The sequence below is a fragment of the Bacillus mycoides genome, from assembly GCF_018742245.1.
In the GTDB taxonomy this organism is placed as follows: Bacteria; Bacillota; Bacilli; order Bacillales; family Bacillaceae_G; genus Bacillus_A; species Bacillus_A cereus_U.
The window spans coordinates 1,914,167-1,935,755 of record NZ_CP036132.1; the positions used below are offsets into that span (position 1 = coordinate 1,914,167).

Sequence of the window (21,589 nt, forward strand, 5' to 3'; positions counted from 1 at the left end):
GTTCTTGTAAAAAGAACAACCTTTTTACAATGTTAAATATGCATAATCTCATATGACCTATTTTGAAAAGTATTGTATACTCTGAAACTATACGATACTTTTTCGTATAGTTATAGAATGTAAGGAGTGACAAGATGAGAAAGCCAAATAAGTATGTGACAGTTGCCCTGCTTTGTTCAACAATTGTAATGGGTGGCTTACACGCGTCGTCTGTATCTTACGCAGCTACGAAATCGACTGTAGTTACTACACAATCAGATGCTAAATTATTAAATGATTTTCGAAAAGAATTAAAAAAACATATTGATAATCGAGATGAAAATATTACAATCGCATATAAAACAAAAGATAGAAATGCTAGAGATGTTATGGACCAATTATACAAAGAATATAATAAAATTGTAGATGCTGATGAGTATGTAAAATATAATGTAGCGTCTACTAAATATTCTATAAAAGGGATGACTGGGAATTATACATTTACATTACAAGTGAAGTATCGTGAATCAAAAGAGCAAACACAGTATGTAAAGTCTCAGGCGAAAGCAATTGTAAATTCTATCATTAAACAAGGCATGGATGAACATGAAAAAGTGAAAGCTATTCATGATTATGTTGTGAAACAAGTATCATATGATACGTCTTATCAAGCATATACAGCGTATGAAGCGTTAGCGAATCGTTCTGCCGTTTGCCAAGGATATACATTGTTAACATATCAATTACTAAAAGAAGCGGGTATTCAAAATCATGTTGTAACAGGTACAGGGAATGGACAGGCTCATGCATGGAATTTAGTGAACATTGATAACAAGTGGTACCACCTTGATACTACATTCGATGATCCGGTGCCAGATAAAGCTGGGCGCGTAACATATTCATATTTTAATATGTCTGATGACCAATTAAGCAAAGACCATGAATGGGATCGTAGTAAATATCCAGCGGCAACTACAAGTTACTTTGGTGAATTAACAAGCAAAATAAAAGCCGGTAGTTCAAAAACTGCTGTATATGAACAAATGTTAAAAGAAACAAATTTAAAGTATTTATCTGCACAATATGGAGCGGAAAATTACAATGAGTTTAAGAAAAAATTGCAGCAACAATTTGCTTCCAAGCCAGAAAAAGTAGAAGTACGATATAAGCAGTCAATGGATGGAACAATGCAAGATATAAAGAAAGTATTAAATGAAATAACTTGGCCAAAAGGTGCAAAGCGTGTATCTTATCAAGTTGCGCCATATAGTGCAATGACAGGTTATTCGTTAGCGACAATTACATTTACGTATTAATGAAAAAGAGCATCTTTAAAAGGTGCTCTTTTTGCGTTTTATAATCATTGTATTGACTGTTTTGAATTGTGTGATAAAATAATTGAAAATAGAGGATGTGAAAGCTGAATGAATTTGTTCGAAAATAATATATTCACATTGATATATACTTGTTTAGTAATCGGGCTTATCGTTTTGTTTTTTGTATCATTTACTCTGTTCATTAAAAGATTATTGCAAAACAACACTATGAAAAAACAACACGTGATCAATATGAATCAGAAGTTAGATCGGATTATTGAATTGCTTGAAAAAGATAAAAAAGAATGATGGAAGATGGATAAAAAGGAGAAGCAGATGGCGAATTATATAAAGGAATTACGTGAAAAAATAGGGCATGATTATGTTATTTTGAATTTTGCAGGTGGTTGTGTATTTAATGAATTTGGTGAAGTGCTTCTGCAAAAAAGAGGAGACTTTAATGCTTGGGGATTTCCGGGCGGTGCAATGGAAATTGGGGAGTCTGCTGCAGAAACTGCGATCCGAGAAATTAAAGAAGAAACAGGATATGATGTGGAAATTGATGAGCTCATTGGTGTGTATACGAAATATTTTCAAACATATCCGAATGGAGATCAGGCACAGGCAATTGTAATATTCTTTAGGTTTTCAATCGTTGGAGGGAACAAAAAAATAGACGGTGATGAAACATTAGATCTGAAGTTTTTCCCGTTAGACAAAATGCCGCCATTGTTTAATAAACAACATGAAGATTGTTTGCAGGATTTATTAGAGAAAAGAGTAGGGGTATTTCGTTAATATATAGAAAAAGAAGCTAATTTCCATTTAGCTTCTTTTTCTATATAATTTACTTCCACCAATCATCAAACATAGATGCTGGGACTTGCCTTTTATGTTCACTCACTTTGTAACGCTTCTCGATCTTTTCAGCAACGTCAGCTGGAACGGATTTACCTTCTAAATAGTCATCTAATTGATCGTAAGTAATACCTAATTCTGTTTCATCAGCTTGACCTGGTTTTTCATCTAATAAATCAGCTGTTGGCATTTTTAAGTAAAGTCGCTCGTCTGCACCTAACTCTTGTAATAAAGCACGTCCTTGGCGCTTCGTTAAACCTGTTAATGGTAATAAATCTGCACCGCCATCTCCGAATTTTGTAAAGAACCCTGTTACAGCTTCAGCCGCGTGATCAGTTCCGATAACAAGTAATCCTTGTTGTCCGCCGATTGCATATTGTGTAACCATGCGAATACGTGCTTTTACGTTTCCTTTATTGAAATCTGTTAATGATTCACCTAATAAGTTTTCATATTGATTTGAGAAGGAATCAACAGTTGAAGCGATATCAAAAGCAACAGATTGATCAGCTTGAATAAATTGTAATGCTAATTGTGCATCATCTTCATCTTTTTGTACTTTGTACGGAAGACGTACGGAGATAAATGTTGCGTTACCACCTTCATTACGAACTTCTTCGACTGCAAGCTGCGCTAAACGTCCTGCAAGTGTAGAGTCTTGTCCGCCGCTAATTCCAAGTACAAATCCTTTAGCACCTGTTTTTCTTACATAATCCTTTAAGAAATCAATTCGTTTACGAATTTCTACTTTCGGATCAATTACAGGTTGAACATGTAATGCTTTCATAATTTGTTCTTGTAATGTCATTATGTTTTCCTCCTATTCATATTAAAGCGGTAAATAAGTTTATATGTATATTGGAACATACTTCTATCCTTTATTATTTCGCAAAACTAACGAATATACAATAGAATGCGTGTATGAATATGAATGAAGTTATTATAAATAAATTGTTTTGTATAAGCAATTTTTTTAAACCTTTCAATAATGTAAGGTTTTTGTCATTTGAATCGATGGAAGGTATTTCCGTACTTTACTAATATAAGAGTATAGTTAGTAGAAGGGCGGAGAAGTAGTATGAACATTAGAGAACTCGCATTTCGAAATGTAACGCGAAATAGACGAACATACTCAGCTTATTTTTTGAGTAGTGCATTTGCCATTATGGCCTTTTTTGTGTATTCATTTTTTGCGTTCCATCCGGCATTAAGTGCGGGAGAATTAGGACAGTACGTATTCGTAAGTATGTCTTTTGCACAGTCTATTATTTACTTATTTACATTCTTCTTTATTTTATATTCAATGGGAATGTTTTTAAAAACGAGAAAGCGTGAACTAGGAATTTTAATGATGCTAGGTATGACGAAATATCAATTAAAGCGTCTTATCTTCTTTGAAAATATTATGATTGGAATAGGGGCAATAATTTTTGGGATTCTTTCAGGTATGTTATTTTCAGGAATATTAATATTTGTAGCCCCGATGATTTTAAAATTAGATATTTCTTTATCCTATTACATACCGATGAAAGCGATTGTTGTAACGAGTATTATGTTTTTCGTATTATTTATGATTATTTCATTGTTCAGTGCAGGAATGGTTCGTAAAAATAAAATTATGAAATTGTTTAGAGGATCAGCAGAGGCGAAGCCAGAACCGAAAGCATCAATTATTTCTTCTATATTAGCAGTAGTATTGCTTAGTGCTGGTTATGCAGGCGCTCTTATGTCACATGGTGCAATGGTATTTATTATGATGATTCCTGTTACAACGGTAGTCACTATCGGTACGTATTTGCTGTACAAGCAGTTGAGCGTCTTTATTATTCGATTATGTAAAAAAAGTAAACGTTTCTATTGGACACAGACAAATATTATTACTTTGTCAGATTTAGCATACCGTATGAGAGATAATGCAAGGATGTTCTTTATTGTAACAATTATTTCAACAGTAGCATTTTCAGCAATAGGTACATTGGTTGGGTTTGCTTCGATGACGAAAGAAATTATGGACAGACCAATTGCGTTTCACTATCATTCTAAGCAAGGTAATAGCAATGAGTCACAGCATCTGAAGATTATTGACGAAGGATTAAAGAAACATAATATAGCAGCTTCAAAAATAAATATTTCATCGAAGACAACGGAGGAGCAGTCGTTAAGAAACGCCAGTTTTATAAAAGAATCAGATTATAAGGAGTATGCGAAGTTAACGGGGGAACCGTTCAATACTTTATCAGACAAAGAAGCCTTATTTCTATCAGTAGAAATACCAGGGCCACCGATAAAGGAAAGAAAAGAAATTTCTTTCCAAAATGCCAATGAGCCCTTAAATGTGAAAAAAGTTAATGATTCTTCACTAAGTAAAATACTTATGGGTAATGTGTATGTAATCTCTAAAAATCAATATGATTCATTACAAGATGGATTTAAAGAAGAAAAAGATTATATGTATAAAACAAAAGGAACGAAAGATGAAATTGAGGTTGGTAAAGAGCTTACGAATCAGATTAAGCCTTATCAAGAACATGCAACGTTTAGTGCAGAAGAGTACGATCAAAATCAAAGTTTACAAATCGCAGGACCCATTTTATTTGTAGGTTTCTTTATTGGTATTGTATTTTTCGTTTGTGCAGGAAGCTTCCTTTACTTCCGCTTATTTTCTGATTTGGAGGACGATACTCGTTTATTTGAAATGATTCGAAAAGTTGGATTGACGAGAGGCGAATTATCGAAAGTAGTCACAATCCGCTTAGCGCTTTTATTCTTCGTTCCAGTTGGAGTTGCAACATTACACGGGGCAGTAGCATTAACTGCGTTAGGACAGATGTTTGAGTACTCACTGTTTAAAGAAAATACAATTGTATTAAGTATTTTTGTAAGTATTCAAGTTGTATACTTCTTAATTATACGATCTCGTTATTTAAAACAATTGAAAGAAAGATTGAATATTCGTTAAATGTGTTTTTTTAACTTTTGTACTATATTTTCTAAAAAGAGTAAGCCATTACCAAATATATAGTGATAAAATGAAAATAGCGAGGTGAAAAAAATTAATAGAGAGTAAGGGGGGAGTAACATGAAAGCAACAGGAATTATTCGAAAAGTAGATGAATTGGGACGGATAGTTATTCCTAAAGAATTACGAGATGTATTAGGAATACAAATTAAATCACCACTTGAAATTTTTGTAGAAGAAGACAAAGTCATTTTACAAAAATATCAACCTTACAATGCTTGTCAAATAACAGGTGATGTTTCAGACCAAAATATTTCATTAGCAAATGGAAGCATTACTGTTAGTATAGAAGGCGCAAAACATGTAATAAAAGAAATTGAGCAGTTTTTGAACAAGAGTGAGATTTAGTCTTAATTTATTATTCTTTTGAAAAACTGAAAAAGAAAAGGACCATAATCGGTCCTTTTCTTTTGTTTATTGAGAAATATTTGAGAGGAAGGGAAATGGAACGAATAAAACGAATGTTAAATCTAAACGTATTCAATAGTGGTCTGAAATGAAAATAATACATTTTCAGGAGGGATTACGATGAATAGTAGTACAGCGAATAAACAAAAAGGCATTAAATTAATTCCGTTTACTGTAAATAAAGTGGTTGAGCAAGTAAATGAAATTCCACCAGGTGTACAACTGATTCATGCTCCGCAAGTATGGGAAAAGAGTGCGAAAGGGAAAGATATTGTCGTTGCCGTTTTAGATACAGGTTGTGATATAAATCATGTAGATTTAAAAGATCGTATTATTGGTGGGAGAAATTTCACGAAAGATTATGAAGGTGATTCGAAAATTTATCTTGATAATAATGGCCATGGTACTCATGTAGCAGGGACAATCGCAGCAACCGAAAACGGAGTGGGTGTATTAGGTGTAGCACCACTTGCTAAAATGTTAGTTTTAAAAGTATTAGCTGGAGATGGTTCTGGAAGCTATGAGCAAATTATCGAGGCCATTCATTATGCTGTAAATTGGAGAGGACCGAATAAAGAGAAAGTGAGAATTATTTCAATGTCACTTGGTGGCCCGCAAGATGTACCAGAGTTACATGAAGCTATTCAAAATGCGGTAAAACAAGACGTACTTGTCGTATGCGCTGCTGGAAATGATGGAGATTGTAACGATGATACTTCAGAATTAGATTTTCCAGGTGCTTATTCTGAAGTAATTGAAGTAGGTGCTGTTAATTTAGAGCGGAAAATTTCATGCTTTAGTAATTCAAATCAAGAAATTGATTTAGTAGCGCCGGGTGATGAAATACTGTCTACGTATCCAGAGGGGAAATATGCAGTATTAAGTGGTACTTCAATGGCGACGCCGCATGTCGCTGGGGCGCTAGCACTTCTCATAAAGCAGTGTGAGAGAGAGTACGGTAGAAAATTATCAGAGCCGGAAATATACGCGCAACTTATAAAAAGGACTGTACCTTTAGGGTATGAACGTACATCTGAAGGGAATGGATTAATAGATTTATTAAAAGAATAGTAATACTAAAAACCATCTCATATTTATATGAGATGGTTTTTAGTATGGCTCAGTTGCGTTTAGTAGCCAGGGGTCTTCTTCACGAAATGTTTTGACACAGATACTTCTATTCTTTCTGAAGTAAAAGCTATGCATAGGATTAAAAAAGAAGAGATTGATTTACGGGACCAGTCTGTCCAAAATTAGAAAGAATTCATCCATCAATTATTACGTATACGTTGTTCAGTAGCGATATCGAAAAAGTGCGCTTTAGTTAAACTAAAAGCTAATGGAAGTTTATCAGTAGCTTTAATTTCGGAACGAGCGTTGATTCGCGCAACAAAGTTTTGACTCGAAAGTTTTCCATGAATCATCGTTTCAGCACCTAATAATTCAGCAACTTCTACTGTAATTTCGACGGTGGATTCAGGAGAAGATTGAAGAACGATTGGTTCATCATGAATGTCTTCGGGACGAATGCCGAGTATGATTTCTTGTCCGTTATACCCTTTTTTCTTTAATGTTTTTAGTTGGCCATCTGGTACTTTGAAGCGAATATTCTCTATATAGAAATAGTTATCTTGTAATGTTCCGGTAAAGAAATTCATAGCTGGAGAACCAATGAATCCGCCAACAAAAATGTTTTCAGGAGTATCATATACTTCTTTTGGAGTACCCACTTGCTGTATGAGCCCATCCTTCATAACAACAAGGCGTGATGCCATTGTCATTGCTTCTGTTTGATCGTGTGTCACATATATAGTGGTCGTATTTAAACGGCGATGAAGTTTAGAGATTTCTGAACGCATACTTACACGTAATTTTGCGTCTAAATTGGATAGGGGCTCGTCCATTAAAAATACTTTTGCGTCACGGACGATAGCTCTTCCTAGTGCAACCCGTTGGCGTTGTCCACCTGATAATGCCTTTGGTTTTCGTTTTAAATAATCTTCAAGCCCTAAGGTTTTCGCCGCCTCTGTTACTCGGCGATTAATTTCATCTTTTGGAAGTTTGCGTAGTTTCAAGCCAAACGCGATATTATCATAAACAGACATATGTGGGTATAGTGCGTAATTTTGAAATACCATCGCAATGTTGCGATCTTTTGGAGCGACATCATTCATACGCTCTCCATCAATATAAAATGAACCATTGGAAATATCTTCTAGACCCGCAATCATACGTAGAGTTGTTGATTTTCCACATCCAGAAGGACCGACAAATACGATAAACTCTTTATCTTCAATATGTAAATTAAAATCAGAAACAGCAGTCGTTTTATTATCATAAACTTTAAAAATATGATCTAATACAAGTTCTGCCATGATTACTCACTCCTTTTCGTTAATTGATTGAATTATAAGTTTATTTCGGGCGTAGGTAAATTGGCAGAGTGCACAAAAGAATGAGAGGTTTTTATGCAAGTTTACAAATTTACGATACGAGAAAGCACCTGTAGGACTTAAGTCCACCTTTAGGTATGGAATGAAAGTATCACTTTTGCGTAGAAAAACATGTTAAAAGGGATTCAAAGTCATGCAAAAGACTCTAAAACAATGGTGTTCTCAGAAAAATGAATATTGTATGAGGTTGCATGGATCAATTTCATTTCTTACGTAAAACAATATATATCGTCAAGTACAAGAACCTAAAACATAATGAAAATCCAACACTCTATAAGGTAATAGTACCGTAGCTTATGAACCTATATGGCCTTTCATGGGAGTGTCAAGAGATATCTAGAGAAAGAAAGGCCATATAAACTGCTACTGCACCTTCAAAAGTTTTTATATTAATTCCCGTTTTTTCAATGAATTTATCAATTCGATACTGCAAAGTATTACGATGTAAATATAATTGTTTAGCTGCAAGAGATACATTTAAGTTACATTGGAAAAATACTTTAACACTATCTATTAGTTCTTTGTCATTTGAAATATGTGCCAATAATTGATTCGTGTACTTTTTTCTTTCTTCTTTTGGTAATGAGATCATTAATTGATAAGGGAGCAGTTGTTCAATGTTTGTAATTTTTTGAGATAAATAGGGAGAAAGAATAGAAAATAATTTTCGCTCCCATTGATACAGGCGAGCAATTTCAGTTGTTTGCGTATAGTGTCTTCCAATAAAGAAGGATAGAGATATAAAAAAATCTGTTTCTAGTGTATCCAAGGCTGTTTGCAATACAGATTTCGGTATATTTTCTTCTAAGATGAGGACACCTGCTTGCGAAGTTTCCCATATTACTGTAGTGGTAAAAGGAAACATAGATTGTAAAGCATCTTGAAATTCTTCTCTCTCTACTATAGGTCGTGTTGTGAAGAAGTGTAAAAAACGAACCGACATTATAGGGATATTATTATTTTTATATAATGCTTCATGCCACGATTTTGCTTTTTCTGTTTCATAAAATGTATCAGTATGAATGGGCGTTAAGATGGATGAAAGCAATAGATGTTCCCTTTTATGTAATCGAATTTTTCGAATTCCGACTTTGTTTCCTTCAACTAAAAACCAGCTATAATCTTCAGACAACACGGCTTCATTAATTTTTATATCTGTACCATAATATGTTTTTAATTGTTGAATCATAAGAACACTCCTCTTTCTAGAATAATAGTAAAAACATATCCAAGAATTATAAATTCATTGCAATTATTCTTAAGTTTTTGCACCAGAATCTGGTTTGTTTTTGTTAGAGTTTATAGCGTTTCTGTATTGTGAAGGAGGTAGATTCGTTTCTCGTTTAAATGATTGTGCAAAGAATGATTGGGAAGAAAAACCGGTAATGGTTGAAATATTGGAAATCGAATAGTTGGTAGTTTCCAACAATATTTTACTTTCTCTAATACGGATTTGAATTAAGTATTCAATAGGTGAAACACCGACAAATTTCCTAAAGGAATGTGATAGATAATATTTATTGATATGACTGACTTTTGCTAAGGTATCCAGGCTGATATTTTCGCGAAAATGCTGCTTAATATAATTTTTAACAAATTCAATATCTTTATTGACTTTTTGAGTAGAGGTTTTCTCCACATTAAAAGCTTTTTTTCTCATCATTTTAAGCAACAAAATTTCTAAAATGTCTTGCATAATCAACTCATAATCTTCCTGCTGATTTTCCGCTTCTTCAAGCAATTGCTGAAGGTAAAAGAGACAGGTATTTTTCTCCTGTTTATAATTGTAAATAGTGATCTGACCCGGATTTTCTGTAGATGAAAAGGAGAGACCTTGAATACCAAGCGCAATATATTCGAGTGGGTGATTGGTATCAGACTTTTCCGTGTGCTCGACATTCGGGTTGATGATAATCAAATCATGCTCTTTGACGGGGATTTCTTCTTTGTAAAAGATAAAAGTTCCTTTGCCCTTGGTAATATACAATAGCTCTGTAAAGTGATGAGCATGATTGGTGCTATGCCAGTATTTATTGTATTTTGATTTTGTTACATAAAGAAGTTTCACTGGAAGATGGTTTCGTTGAAATTGTGGAATCTCATACACTTCATTGGACAAATGAATCTCTCCTTCGTAGACTTTTTATCTATATTATAAAGATTTTAGTGGGATATTCAGTAAAAAGCAAGATATCTAAAAAACAGAACAAGATGTTTATTGTGAAAGCGTTATCTATTTTGTATTCTTTAATTATGAAAGGAAGATTAGGAGATGGGGGTAAGATAAAGATGAAAAAAAAGTTTTTGTTATCTGGAATAACAGCTTTGTTATCTCTTAGTTTAATAGCATGCCAGAGTAATACTACAAAAGTTGATAACCCTAAGGGGGGGAAAGGCTCCAGTGAAAAACAAACCCTTCATGTGGCAACACTTGAATCGGCTTATGGTAAAGAAATGTGGACCAAAGTGATTGACGCATATGAAGCTGCTAATCCAAAAGTTGATGTTAAATTGACGGTGGACAAAAATCTCGAGGATGTCATAGGCTCGAATATGAAAGCAGGAAACTATCCGGATGTTGTGTTGTTGGCAACCGGGAGAAAACAGGCACTGACAGAAACATTGATTAAAGATAAAGCTTTAGAAGACATTACCGATGTTTTTGATAGGAATGTTTATGGCGAAGATGTTAAAGTCAAAGATAAGTTAGTACAAGGGCTTACTGGTACATCTGCGACTAATCCTTATAATGATGGCAAAATTTATATGGCACCGATGTTCTATAGTCCAACTGGATTATTCTATAATGCTAGCTTATTCAAGGAAAAAGGTTGGGAAGTGCCGAAGACTTGGGACGAGATGTGGGCTTTGGGAGATAAAGCGAAAACAGAAGGGATTTCTTTATTTACTTATCCTACCACTGGCTACTTTGATACATTCTTCTACTCTTTACTATTAGGGGTGGGTGGGCCTGAGTTATACAATAAAGCTATGAAATATGGAGATGGTGTATGGGAAACTTCTGAAGCAACAAAATCCTTTGAAATTATCGGAAAATTAGGAAAATATACAGAATCAACAACTGTTGCTAATGCAAATGATAAAGACTACAAGAAAAATCAACAATTGATTCTCGATAACAAAGCATTGTTTATGCCAAATGGTACGTGGGTAGTTGGTGAAATGAAAGAAGCCCCTCGATCTAAAGGGTTTGAATGGGGCATGATGGCTTTACCAACAATTGATGCTAGTAGCGACCGTTATGCATTTACTTTCTTTGAACAAATGTGGATTCCTTCGGCAGCTAAAAATAAACAACTTGCTAAAGATTTCATGACGTTTGTTTATTCGGATAAGGCAGCTGAAATTTTTGCGGAATCAAGTGCGATTCAGCCTATCAAAGGCCTTTCTAATAAACTGACAGGTGAAAATAAATCATTCTATAGTATCTATGATAATGGAGTGAAAGTGGGGATAGGTGGATTTGCTGCAACGAAAGCCGTTGAAGGTGTAAGTATGCCAGATACATTATTTAGAACAATTGACAGTGTTATTTCTGGTGATAAAAAGGTGAAAGATTGGCAAAGTTCTGTTGAAAAAGTGAGTGACCAATTACGGTCTGCATTAAAATAAATTAGTTTTTTAGTTTTCACTACGTACAATGGTGAGTCGCTAGTCTCACCGTTGTACTTATTAACTGAGGTGATGGCATGAATAAGACAACAGAAAAAAGAATTTTTATTTTTGTTTGTACTGCACCCGCACTAATTCTGTTAGCTATTTTTATGATTGTTCCTACGATTGAGGTATTCAGGATGTCCTTATATAAGTGGGGAGGATTTTCTAATAATAAGGTATTTGTTGGGCTCGATAACTTCAAGATTTTATGGAATGATATGAACTTCTTTCGATCTCTCCAAAACAGTATTGTATTAATTGTTATCGTCACACTTATCACGATGGTGCTGGCAATCTTGTTTGCCACTTTGTTAACAAGAGAAAAAATAAAGGGTAAAAGCTTCTTTCGAATTATTTTTTATATCCCTAATATCTTATCCGTTGTAGTTATCGCGGGAATATTTTCTGCAGTTTATGACCCAACTACAGGGTTGTTAAATAATATACTTGCTTTATTTAACCTTGAAAACCTTCAAAAGATGTGGCTCGGTAATCAAAAGATTGCTATTTACAGCATTGGCGGGGCACTCATTTGGCAAGCAATTGGTTACTATATGGTCATGTATATGGCGGCAATGGCAAGTATCCCAGAAAGTTTTTACGAAGCATCTGCTTTGGAAGGTGCTGGACGGGTCAGACAATTTTTCAGTATTACTTTACCGTTAATTTGGAATAACATTCGGACGACGTTAACTTTCTTCGTTATTAGTACGATTAATTTAAGTTTTCTTCTCGTTCAAGCAATGACTGGCGGCGGACCTGACGGATCGACGGAAGTGTTTTTAAGCTATATGTATAAGCAGGCTTACACCAATTCTTCTTACGGTTACGGTATGGCTATTGGGGTGGTCATTTTCCTATTCTCATTCGCATTATCTGCAATTATTAGTGGTGTCACTAAAAGGGAAGTGTTGGAGTATTAAGGAGGTCCAAAAACGATGGAAACACAAAAAAGAATGACTACAGAAACAGCTTATCAAGATCCAAAAACGATGGAAACCGAAAAAGAAATGATTGTAGAAACAGCTTATCAAGCCCCAAAAACAGTGAAGACCCAAAAAGGAATGACTACAGAAGCAATATATCGCTGTTTTATATATGTAGCACTGATTACGTTAGCAATTTCTATTATTATTCCTGTTGCATGGGTTTTCTTAGCCTCAGTGAAGAAAAACTCGGAGTTTTATGGAAGTCCTTGGACCATGCCGAAAAGTTTCTATTTTCAAAATTTTATCGATGCTTTCCAAAAGGCAAACATGGGTACCTATATGTTGAATTCAGTCATGGTAACTGCGTTGGCTCTGCTTATTTTATTGATTGTGGCCTTACCAGCAGCCTATGTGTTGGCAAGATATACCTTTAGAGGAAGCAAATTAATAAATACTTTTTTTAAAGCTGGATTATTCATCAATGTGAACTACATTGTTGTTCCAATTTTCTTGATGTTATTGGACGGAGATACCTTTTTACGAGGCCAACTGGGTGATGGATTGCTACTAGACAATTTATTTGTTTTAGCAGTCGTTTATGCGGCGACAGCGCTACCATTTACCATTTACTTGCTGTCTAGTTTTTTTCAATCACTTCCATCCACGTATGAGGAAGCGGCGTTGGTCGATGGTGCCGGATATTTCAAAACAATGATTTCAGTCATGATTCCTATAGCTCGTCCAAGTATTATTGCCGTCATTTTATTTAATTTTCTTGCCTTTTGGAACGAATACATTATTGCCTTAACATTAATTCCAGGACCGAATAAAACGTTACCTGTTGGATTAATGAGCTTAATGGCAGCTCAAAAATCTGCTGCGAACTATGGCCAAATGTATGCAGGAATGGTTCTTGTCATGCTGCCAACTTTGATTTTATACATCATTGTTCAAAAAAAATTAACACAAGGAATGACCCTTGGTGGTTTAAAGGATTAGAGGAGGATTTACATGAAAAAGAAAAAAGGCCGTGTTACTTTACCGAGTGAAGAAAATTTTCTCAAGGAAACAAAAGAATTGATGGAACGATGGGGTGCAGATGCGATTCGCGATAGTGATGGAACGAAACTAGATGATGATATTAAACAATTGGATGCGAAAATTTATACGACTTATTTTGTTGCTCGAGCTCACAATGAGTTCGCAGAGAAGCATATGGATGAATGCCAGCAACTTTATTTAATGAGCTTGTTCAATACTGCGCTTACTGACACCCTTGAAATTGATTTTATGAAAGGATACTTTGAGGAACAATTAAAGCCGGATTACGTTCACAGTCCTAAAAAATACTGGGAGGTTATTGATCGGACAACAGGAGAAGTTGTTGACGTTAATGAGTGGGAAGTAAACGAAGAGCAAAATCGTGTCTTGATTACGAAGGCGATTCCTTGGCATGAATATACGGTTTCATTCCTAGTCTATGCGATTTGGGATCCAACCCAAATGTATAATCATATTACTAATAATTGGGGAGATAAGCCACATGATATTCCTTTTGATGTCAGACAGCCACATTCCAATGAATTTATGAAAACCTATTTAAAACAATGGCTGACAGAAAATCCGGATACAGATGTGGTCAGGTTTACAACGTTTTTCTATCATTTTACCCTTGTGTTCAATAACCTTGGGAAAGAGAAATTTGTCGATTGGTTCGGATATGGTGCTAGTGTTTCAGTTGCTGCTTTGGATGCCTTTCAAAAAGAAAAGGGCTATCGCTTAAGACCAGAGGACATTGTTGATCAAGGTTATTACAATACTTCGTTTCGAATTCCAACTCCTGCTTTTTTAGATTATATAGATTTTGTTCATAAGTTCGTTGCTGAAGAAGCAAAGAAACTTGTAGATATTGTCCATGAAAGTGGAAAAGAAGTAATGATGTTCCTTGGTGATAATTGGATTGGTACAGAACCATATGGGAAATACTTTGAAAATATAGGATTGGACGCAGTAGTAGGCAGTGTGGGCGGCGGAGCCACACTACGTATGATTGCAGATATACCACATGTACGTTACACAGAAGGACGATTCTTACCTTATTTCTTCCCAGATACTTTTTACGAAGGTAACAACCCGACGATTGAAGCGAATGAAAACTGGTTAACGGCGCGCAGAGCTTTACTGCGGAATCCTGTTGATCGTATCGGTTATGGCGGTTATTTAAGTCTAGCCTATCAATTTCCGGAATTTATCTCCTATATTGAAAAAGTTACTGAGGAATTTCGTGAAATTCATGACACGATCAAAGGTGTGAAACCATACAGCGGTCTTAAAGTTGCAATTTTGAATTCTTGGGGCAAGTTGAGAACTTGGCAAACACATATGGTTGCTCATGCACTATGGTATAAACAAATTTATTCTTATTTAGGTGTTTTAGAATCCTTGAGCGGAGCTGCCGTGGAAGTTACGTTCATTAGTTTTGATGATGTCATTAACGATGGGATACCTGAGGATATTGACGTCATTATTAATGCCGGCGATGTGGGCACAGCTTTTTCAGGCGGGACTAATTGGATTAATGAAAAGTTAGTCACAACAATTAGGGCCTGGATGTATAATGGCGGAGGTTTCATAGGCATTGGCGAACCTACAGCCTATCAGCATGAAGGACATTATTTTCAATTGGCAAACGTCTTAGGTGTTGACAAAGAACTAGGGTTCAGCTTATCAACAGATAAATATTTTATTAATCCTGTTGAAAATCATTTTATTTCTGATGACAGCGCCCAATTTGATTTTGGTGAAGGAATGAAAAACATTTATGCGTTATCAGAGGAAACCGAAATAATTGAATATTCGAACGGAGAAATTCGTCTTTCTAGTCATCAGTTTGGAGAAGGGAGATCCGTCTATATAGCAGGGCTGCCATACAGCGAAGAAAATACACGTCTGCTGATGCGTGCGTTATACTATGCTGCCCATAAAGAAGAAGAATTTCACAAGTATCATGCGAGCAACATTTATTGTGAAGTTCATGCATATCCATCTATTCAAAAAATGGCAATTGTTAACAACTCGATGGTCGAACAAATGACGGGTGTCTACGACGGAAAAGGAAACAGGAAAGAAGTGACGTTGGCACCTAGTGAAATCAGGTGGGAGGATTTTTCAAATGAAGGCTAATATTTTATTCATTATTAAAATTGTTGTGTTTATCGCATGCCTGTCTTTGATTATCATCTATCAAAAGACAGCTGGTAAATTCGAACTGGGTATGATGTTGATTGGATTAGCTGGTCTCTTAGGGCTACTTTATAACTACAATCGGAAATACGTATAAACCAACCAGGGCAAGTGGATTGTTCAAGGAATCGCAGATATATGTTTAACGATAACAATTATAAAAAATTACTCAATACTTCAAATACAAACCTAGGGGTGCGGACAAATGAAAAAGGCAGTCGGCATTGATATTGGGGGAACGAAAATTGCAGCGGGAGTCATTTCGGATACAGGCGAACTGCTTGAACGTGCGGAAGTAAAAAGTGATCCTTCAGACCGGGAAAAAATGTTTGGTAGAGTCGTAGAAGCTGTGGAACAAGTTCTCAGAAAATCATCGATTTCAATCGCTGATATCGAGGGTATTGGCGTTGGGGTACCGGGAAAAGTGAATTGCGAGAAGGGAATTGCTGTTTTTCAAAACAATTTACCTTGGAGACAGTTTCCTATTTCGGTCCGTTTGCAGGAGCAATTTGGTATCCAGCGAATCACGATTGACAATGATGTCTATATGGCGGCTTATGCCGAATGGAGAGCAGCGCATGTAAAAAGAAATGAAACCTTTGTCTACGTGACTATAAGTACGGGAATATCCTGTTCTATCATTCATAAAGGTTCATTTTTTAGGGGGGCAGGATTTGCCGGAGAACTTGGTTTGATTCCTGTCCACTCGAAGGGGGTCAATGAACGATTAGAAAAAATCGCTGCTGGGCCAGGGATCCAGAGGATAGCCGAAAAAGAATTACAGGTAGATACTATTTCAACGAAGGATGTTTTTGCTCGTTATATAAATGGGGTACCGGAATATCAGTCCATCATCAATGAGGTAACTGATTATTTAGCTCAAGGTCTTTATACAATTTCCTGTTTATTGGATCCGCACAAAATGGTTTTTGGTGGCAGTGTCATTGTGAAAAATCCATTTCTACTGGAGTTGATTAAAGAGAAGCTGAAAATGTATCAACTGCCTGAGCAACAACATCTTTTGGAGCAGATGAGCATCAGTACGTTGGCACAAAATAATGGAGTTGCTGGTGCAGGATTACGAGTATTTGAAGGTATGTAATGAGGCGGCGCCGATCTTCTTTTATGGAGAGAATGATGGCAAATAGGTAGAGGAGTGGACGAATATGTTTACATTAAGTCAAGAAAACTTAGTTTCGTTAGGTGCATCGATAACAACAGCGGAAATAAAACGGCAGCCTGATTTATGGGCCGAAACCTTTGCTTTGTATATGGAAAAAAGCGAGGGAATTGAAGAGTTTTTGCAAAAATTATTAATGAAACACAGCCGGGTTCGAGTTATTTTTACAGGCGCAGGAACGTCTGCATATGTCGGGGATACAGTCACCCCTTATTTAATAGAAAAAGTCGATGAAAAACAGTGGGAAGTACTAAGTATTCCGACAACCACGTTAGTTTCAAATCCTTATCAATTCTTCAAAAAGGATTTTCCAACCTTACTCGTTTCATTTGCTAGAAGTGGGAACAGCCCGGAAAGTGTTGCTGCCGTACAATTAGCGGAGCAAATAGTAACCGATTTGTATCAAATAACGATTACTTGTGCTAAAGATGGTAAATTAGCCAAACGGGCCCTGAATAATGAAAAAAATTTATTGCTATTGATGCCTGAAAAATCAAATGATCAAGGATTTGCAATGACAGGAAGTTATACTTGCATGGCGTTAATGTCATTACTCGTTTTTGATTCTATATCGACTGAAGAAAAATCGAAGATAGTGAAAAAAATTCATCAAATGGGTGAAAGTGTCATTCAAAGGGAAAACGTCATCCAAGAGATAGTAGATTTTGATTTTGACCGAATTATTTACTTAGGTTCTGGTAGTTTAGAAGGCTTAGCGAAAGAATCACAATTAAAAATATTAGAGCTGACAGCTGGAAAAATTGTCACCGCATTTGATTCACCACTCGGATTCCGACACGGTCCAAAATCATTTGTAAACGAAAGATCATTAGTTTTTGTGTTTGTTTCTAACCATCCGTATACACGTCAATATGATTTAGATATGTTAAAAGAAATGCAGCAGGACAATATTGCCAGTTATATCTGTGCCATCGAGGTTGATGGAGAAACTAATTATGCTGGGAACAGGTTTGTATTCGGCAGCGAGACTCAGTCTGTACCAGATGCTTACTTAGCATTACCTTTTGTCATGATTGGGCAAACAGTCTCACTGTTAGCTTCCGTGAAAGTAGGCAATACACCGGATACACCTTCACTGACAGGAACAGTGAACCGTGTCGTTAAAGGTGTTACCATCTACGAATATGAGTAACTAGGATAGGGGAAAATACATGTCTATTTTTATCTTTGCAGATAAGTTTTTTCTAGAGGAGATGGCCGTAGGGCCTGGATTTTTGGAAATAAAAGATGGGAAATTCGGTGGGTTTTCAGAAAACAGGCCAGAGGAAATGGCCGAAATTATTGAGTGTACAGGACATTGGATTGCTCCTGGTCTAGTAGACACACATATTCATGGATTTAGAAATCATGACATTATGGATAATGATTTTGGAGGACTGAACCAAATTTCGGTAGGACTCCTTTCTTGCGGAGTTACATCTTTTTTACCGACAACTTTAACCTCTTCGGTAGAATTATTGAATAACGTCGTTGAAATGATTGGTGCCAATTACACGAGAGTGCAAGGCGCCAAAATTAAAGGAATCTTTTTAGAAGGGCCGTTTTTTACTGAAAAGCATAAAGGAGCACAAAACACAAAATATTTTTGTGACCCATCGGTTGATATGTTGAAAGCTTGGCAGAAATTATCAAATGATTCTATTAAAAAAATTGCGATTGCGCCTGAAAGGAAAGGGGCAGTGGAATTTATTGAATATGCTGTGGGAGAAGAGATTGCAGTGGCGTTGGCCCACAGTGACGCAACTTATGAAGAAGCAAAGCAAGCGATTGAAAAAGGGGCTTCCATTTTTGTTCATACTTTCAATGGAATGAGTCCGCTGCACCACCGTGAGCCGGGGATGGTCGGAGCGGCCATGAATCTAAAAGATGTTTTTGCCGAAATCATATGTGATGGACATCATGTTCATCCCGTTGCCACAAATATTTTAATGAATGTCCGTGGCAGAGAAAAGATTGTTATGGTGTCCGATTGTATGATGGCTGGAGGTATGCCTGAAGGAACTTATCAACTGGGAGAATTTCCTGTGGAAGTAAAAGATGGAATGGCTCGTTTGGAAAGTGGAAGTTTAGCAGGTAGCATTTTGCAATTAAAAGATGCTGTCAAAAATGTCGTCGAGTGGGGAATTGCCACACCTGAGGAAGCGATTTACATGGCGAGTACTGCACCAGCAAAAAGTATTCAGCTCGATGGCGAATGCGGGAAGATTGCCGAGGGATATGATGCTGACTTTATTGTGATGACGCCAACGATGGATGTAACTGCTACTTATCTTGATGGTATATGTCGTTTTCAAGCTTAAACAATTTTCTGAAAGAGGGATTACTAATGATTTTATCTGTCACCATGAATCCATCGGTCGATATTTCCTATTCGATTCATGAATTAAAGTTAGATGTTGTTAACCGTGTGGAAACGGTTCATAAAAATGCTGGTGGAAAAGGCTTGAATGTTGCGCGAGTGATCGCTCAAATGGATGAATTTGTCCTAGCGACAGGTGTGCTTGGTGGTACGATTGGGGAATACATTATTCAAGAATTAAATAAAGTCAATATTCCAAATGACTTTTTGAAAATCAAAAAAGAATCAAGAAATTGTATTGCCATTCTTCATGAAGGGATGCAAACAGAGATTTTAGAATCTGGTCCAACATTATCCAAAGAAGAAGGGATTAGTTTTTTAGAGAAATTCGAATTTTTACTTACAACAGTTTCACTTGTGACAATTTCAGGCAGTTTGCCGAAAGGGTTACCGACTAACTTTTATTATCAAATGCTAGAAATCTGTCATAAAAATGAAATTCCAGTAATTATGGATTCGTCAGGAGAATCTTTGAAAAACGCTTTGGTGAATAAAGAAAAACCATTTGCCATCAAACCAAATACAGCGGAATTATCTCAGCTGCTGGGCATTAACATGGAAGCGGGAATCATTGATCTGAAGCAAGCATTAAACCATGAACTATTTACTGGGATTGAGTGGGTTATCGTGTCAATGGGGAGTGAAGGTGCATTTGTTAGGCACGGAGAGAACTATTACAGAGTTACGATTCCAAAAATAGAAGTGGTCAATCCTGTAGGGTCTGGTGATGCGACAGTTGCAGGGTTAGCTGTGGCATTACATCAACATCAAATGGTCGAGACTGTTCTTAAAATGGCGATGACTACAGGAATGTTAAATACGATGGAAGCTGGAACTGGTTATATTAATGTGAATAAGTTTAAACAATACTTTGATCTCGTTAAAGTTGAAAAAATAGATTGATAGAGGAGAATGTTGATGTTAGAACTAACCAAAAATAAATTGGAAGCTCTAAAACGGTTATCTGCTGAAAATGGCATAATTGGAGCATTGGCTATTGATCAACGTGGTTCATTGAAAAAAATGATTGCGTCTGGCGGTGCAAGTCATGTTGGAGATGAGGGCATTATCCGTTTCAAAGAATTAGTTTCTGAGGAACTAACACCATTTGCTACAGCGATTCTTTTGGACCCGGAATATGGTCTGCCAGCGGCTAAGGTCCGCGATAAAGAATCAGGATTAATCGTAGCGTATGAAAAAACTGGATACGATGCGTCAGAAGTAGGACGGTTGCCGGATTTATTATCAGAATGGTCAGTGAAACGATTAAAGGAAGCAGGTGCCGATGCTATTAAATTCTTACTCTACTATGATGTCAATGAAGATGAAAAAATTAATAACTATAAACATGTCTATATGGAACGTATCGGATCCGAATGTGTAGCTGAAGACATACCATTTTTCTTGGAGATTGTTACTTATGATGCTGAAAGTGATGATGTGAAAAGTAAAGCATATGCAAAAATAAAACCGTATAAAGTGATTGAGGCCATGAAGGAGTTCTCGAAACCACAATATAAAGTAGATGTATTAAAAGTAGAAGTTCCAGTAGATATGAACTTTGTGGAAGGATATACAGAAGGTGAATTTGTTTACAGTAAAGAAAAAGCAGCTTCCTATTTCAAAGAACAAAGTGAAGCAACCGAGCTTCCGTTTATTTTCCTGAGTGCAGGAGTAAGCGCAAAATTATTTCAAGAAACATTAAAATTTGCTAAAGACTCCGGTTCTACCTTTAACGGAGTGTTATGTGGTCGGGCAACTTGGAAAGACGGTGTCATACCGTTTGCTATAGGCGGTGAAGAAGCAGGTCGTGATTGGTTAAAAAATATTGGTAAACGGAATACTGAAGAACTGAATATCGTATTGAAAGAGACAGCTAACTCATGGTTTGCTAAAGTAAAAGTAACAGCTGAGCTTCAAAGTTAGTACAATATCTTTTCTTCCATATGTCCTTCATTTCTTGAAAAAAGATTTGTACCAGAACCGCTTTTTAAATGGAATGAAGAAAAATGAGCAGACATTCGGCTGCTCATTTTTTAGTGCGTCCAGCATAGTCGCAAACCCTAGGTTGAAAGTCCAGAACAGTTAGGGGAGTAGTAACCATGACTAATGCTAGGTGGTATGAAATTTATATATAAATAAAACA

At 36.1% G+C, this 21,589-nt stretch carries 20 protein-coding genes and 1 pseudogene; 17 read left to right on the forward strand and 4 right to left on the reverse strand.

The window, feature by feature from the left end; translation table 11 throughout:
* Positions 1-134 precede the first annotated feature (134 nt).
* From EXW56_RS09725 to EXW56_RS09735, 3 genes are all read left to right on the forward strand, one after another.
* Positions 135-1,295, forward strand: coding sequence for a transglutaminase domain-containing protein (locus EXW56_RS09725; protein ID WP_002200813.1), 1,161 nt, complete (start codon positions 135-137; stop codon positions 1,293-1,295).
* A gap of 108 nt (positions 1,296-1,403) precedes the next feature.
* On the forward strand, positions 1,404-1,604 hold the full coding sequence (locus EXW56_RS09730) for a DUF4083 domain-containing protein (protein WP_002200812.1): 201 nt from the start codon (positions 1,404-1,406) through the stop codon (positions 1,602-1,604).
* A gap of 27 nt (positions 1,605-1,631) precedes the next feature.
* Entirely contained in the window at positions 1,632-2,093 is a 462-nt protein-coding gene (locus EXW56_RS09735; protein WP_002158230.1) for an NUDIX hydrolase, read from the forward strand.
* 49 nt (positions 2,094-2,142) lie between these two features.
* On the opposite strand, the gene nadE is transcribed toward EXW56_RS09735, so the two are convergent.
* Positions 2,143-2,961, reverse strand: coding sequence for an ammonia-dependent NAD(+) synthetase (gene nadE, locus EXW56_RS09740; protein ID WP_002158229.1), 819 nt, complete (start codon positions 2,959-2,961; stop codon positions 2,143-2,145).
* A 270-nt stretch (positions 2,962-3,231) separates the two neighbouring features.
* On the opposite strand from nadE, the gene EXW56_RS09745 reads away from it, so the two are divergent.
* From EXW56_RS09745 to EXW56_RS09760, 4 genes and pseudogenes are all read left to right on the forward strand, one after another.
* Positions 3,232-5,112: an ABC transporter permease gene (locus tag EXW56_RS09745; RefSeq protein ID WP_002200811.1), complete on the forward strand. Its 1,881-nt coding sequence runs from the start codon at positions 3,232-3,234 to the stop codon at positions 5,110-5,112.
* A 120-nt stretch (positions 5,113-5,232) separates the two neighbouring features.
* Positions 5,233-5,520 (forward strand): AbrB/MazE/SpoVT family DNA-binding domain-containing protein, encoded by a 288-nt coding sequence (locus EXW56_RS09750; RefSeq protein ID WP_002148618.1) that lies wholly within the window; start codon positions 5,233-5,235, stop codon positions 5,518-5,520.
* Between the two features lie 180 nt (positions 5,521-5,700).
* A complete protein-coding gene (locus EXW56_RS09755; protein ID WP_002158227.1) occupies positions 5,701-6,651 on the forward strand; it encodes a serine protease in 951 nt (316 codons plus the stop codon).
* Between the two features lie 84 nt (positions 6,652-6,735).
* Positions 6,736-6,837 (forward strand): annotated as a pseudogene (locus EXW56_RS09760) (IS6 family transposase); the annotation flags it as partial.
* 14 nt (positions 6,838-6,851) lie between these two features.
* Here the strand turns inward: EXW56_RS09760 and EXW56_RS09765 are convergent.
* The 3 genes from EXW56_RS09765 to EXW56_RS09775 form a co-directional block, all read right to left on the reverse strand.
* A complete protein-coding gene (locus EXW56_RS09765) occupies positions 6,852-7,955 on the reverse strand; it encodes an ABC transporter ATP-binding protein (protein ID WP_002200809.1) in 1,104 nt (367 codons plus the stop codon).
* 403 nt (positions 7,956-8,358) lie between these two features.
* Complete coding sequence (locus tag EXW56_RS09770) at positions 8,359-9,222, reverse strand: PucR family transcriptional regulator (protein WP_002200808.1); 864 nt, start codon at positions 9,220-9,222, stop codon at positions 8,359-8,361.
* Between the two features lie 69 nt (positions 9,223-9,291).
* Positions 9,292-10,152: an AraC family transcriptional regulator gene (locus tag EXW56_RS09775; RefSeq protein ID WP_002200807.1), complete on the reverse strand. Its 861-nt coding sequence runs from the start codon at positions 10,150-10,152 to the stop codon at positions 9,292-9,294.
* Between the two features lie 170 nt (positions 10,153-10,322).
* Between EXW56_RS09775 and EXW56_RS09780 the strand changes: the two genes are divergently transcribed.
* From EXW56_RS09780 to lacD, 10 genes are all read left to right on the forward strand, one after another.
* Positions 10,323-11,666, forward strand: a complete 1,344-nt coding sequence (locus EXW56_RS09780) for a carbohydrate ABC transporter substrate-binding protein (protein ID WP_215597401.1) — start codon at positions 10,323-10,325, stop codon at positions 11,664-11,666.
* Positions 11,667-11,743: 77 nt separating this feature from the next.
* Positions 11,744-12,634, forward strand: a complete 891-nt coding sequence (locus EXW56_RS09785) for a carbohydrate ABC transporter permease (protein WP_002200805.1) — start codon at positions 11,744-11,746, stop codon at positions 12,632-12,634.
* Positions 12,635-12,649: 15 nt separating this feature from the next.
* Positions 12,650-13,639 carry a carbohydrate ABC transporter permease gene (locus EXW56_RS09790; RefSeq protein ID WP_215597402.1) on the forward strand — a complete coding sequence of 330 codons (990 nt, stop codon included), beginning with the start codon at positions 12,650-12,652 and terminating at the stop codon, positions 13,637-13,639.
* Between the two features lie 12 nt (positions 13,640-13,651).
* Complete coding sequence (gnpA, locus tag EXW56_RS09795) at positions 13,652-15,823, forward strand: 1,3-beta-galactosyl-N-acetylhexosamine phosphorylase (protein WP_215597403.1); 2,172 nt, start codon at positions 13,652-13,654, stop codon at positions 15,821-15,823.
* Positions 15,813-15,980, forward strand: a complete 168-nt coding sequence (locus tag EXW56_RS09800) for a DUF6903 family protein (protein WP_002200802.1) — start codon at positions 15,813-15,815, stop codon at positions 15,978-15,980. The genes gnpA and EXW56_RS09800 overlap by 11 nt, the downstream gene beginning before the upstream one ends.
* Positions 15,981-16,088: 108 nt before the next feature.
* Positions 16,089-16,985 (forward strand): ROK family protein, encoded by an 897-nt coding sequence (locus tag EXW56_RS09805; protein WP_002200801.1) that lies wholly within the window; start codon positions 16,089-16,091, stop codon positions 16,983-16,985.
* Positions 16,986-17,049: 64 nt separating this feature from the next.
* Positions 17,050-18,216 (forward strand): SIS domain-containing protein, encoded by a 1,167-nt coding sequence (locus EXW56_RS09810; protein WP_215558343.1) that lies wholly within the window; start codon positions 17,050-17,052, stop codon positions 18,214-18,216.
* 19 nt (positions 18,217-18,235) lie between these two features.
* Complete coding sequence (gene nagA / locus EXW56_RS09815; RefSeq protein ID WP_215597404.1) at positions 18,236-19,384, forward strand: N-acetylglucosamine-6-phosphate deacetylase; 1,149 nt, start codon at positions 18,236-18,238, stop codon at positions 19,382-19,384.
* Positions 19,385-19,410: 26 nt separating this feature from the next.
* The gene (gene lacC / locus EXW56_RS09820) at positions 19,411-20,346 is read left to right on the forward strand and encodes a tagatose-6-phosphate kinase (protein ID WP_215558345.1); all 936 of its coding nucleotides are present in this window, start codon (positions 19,411-19,413) and stop codon (positions 20,344-20,346) included.
* Positions 20,347-20,361: 15 nt separating this feature from the next.
* A complete protein-coding gene (gene lacD, locus EXW56_RS09825) occupies positions 20,362-21,369 on the forward strand; it encodes a tagatose-bisphosphate aldolase (RefSeq protein ID WP_215558346.1) in 1,008 nt (335 codons plus the stop codon).
* Positions 21,370-21,589: the final 220 nt, after the last annotated feature.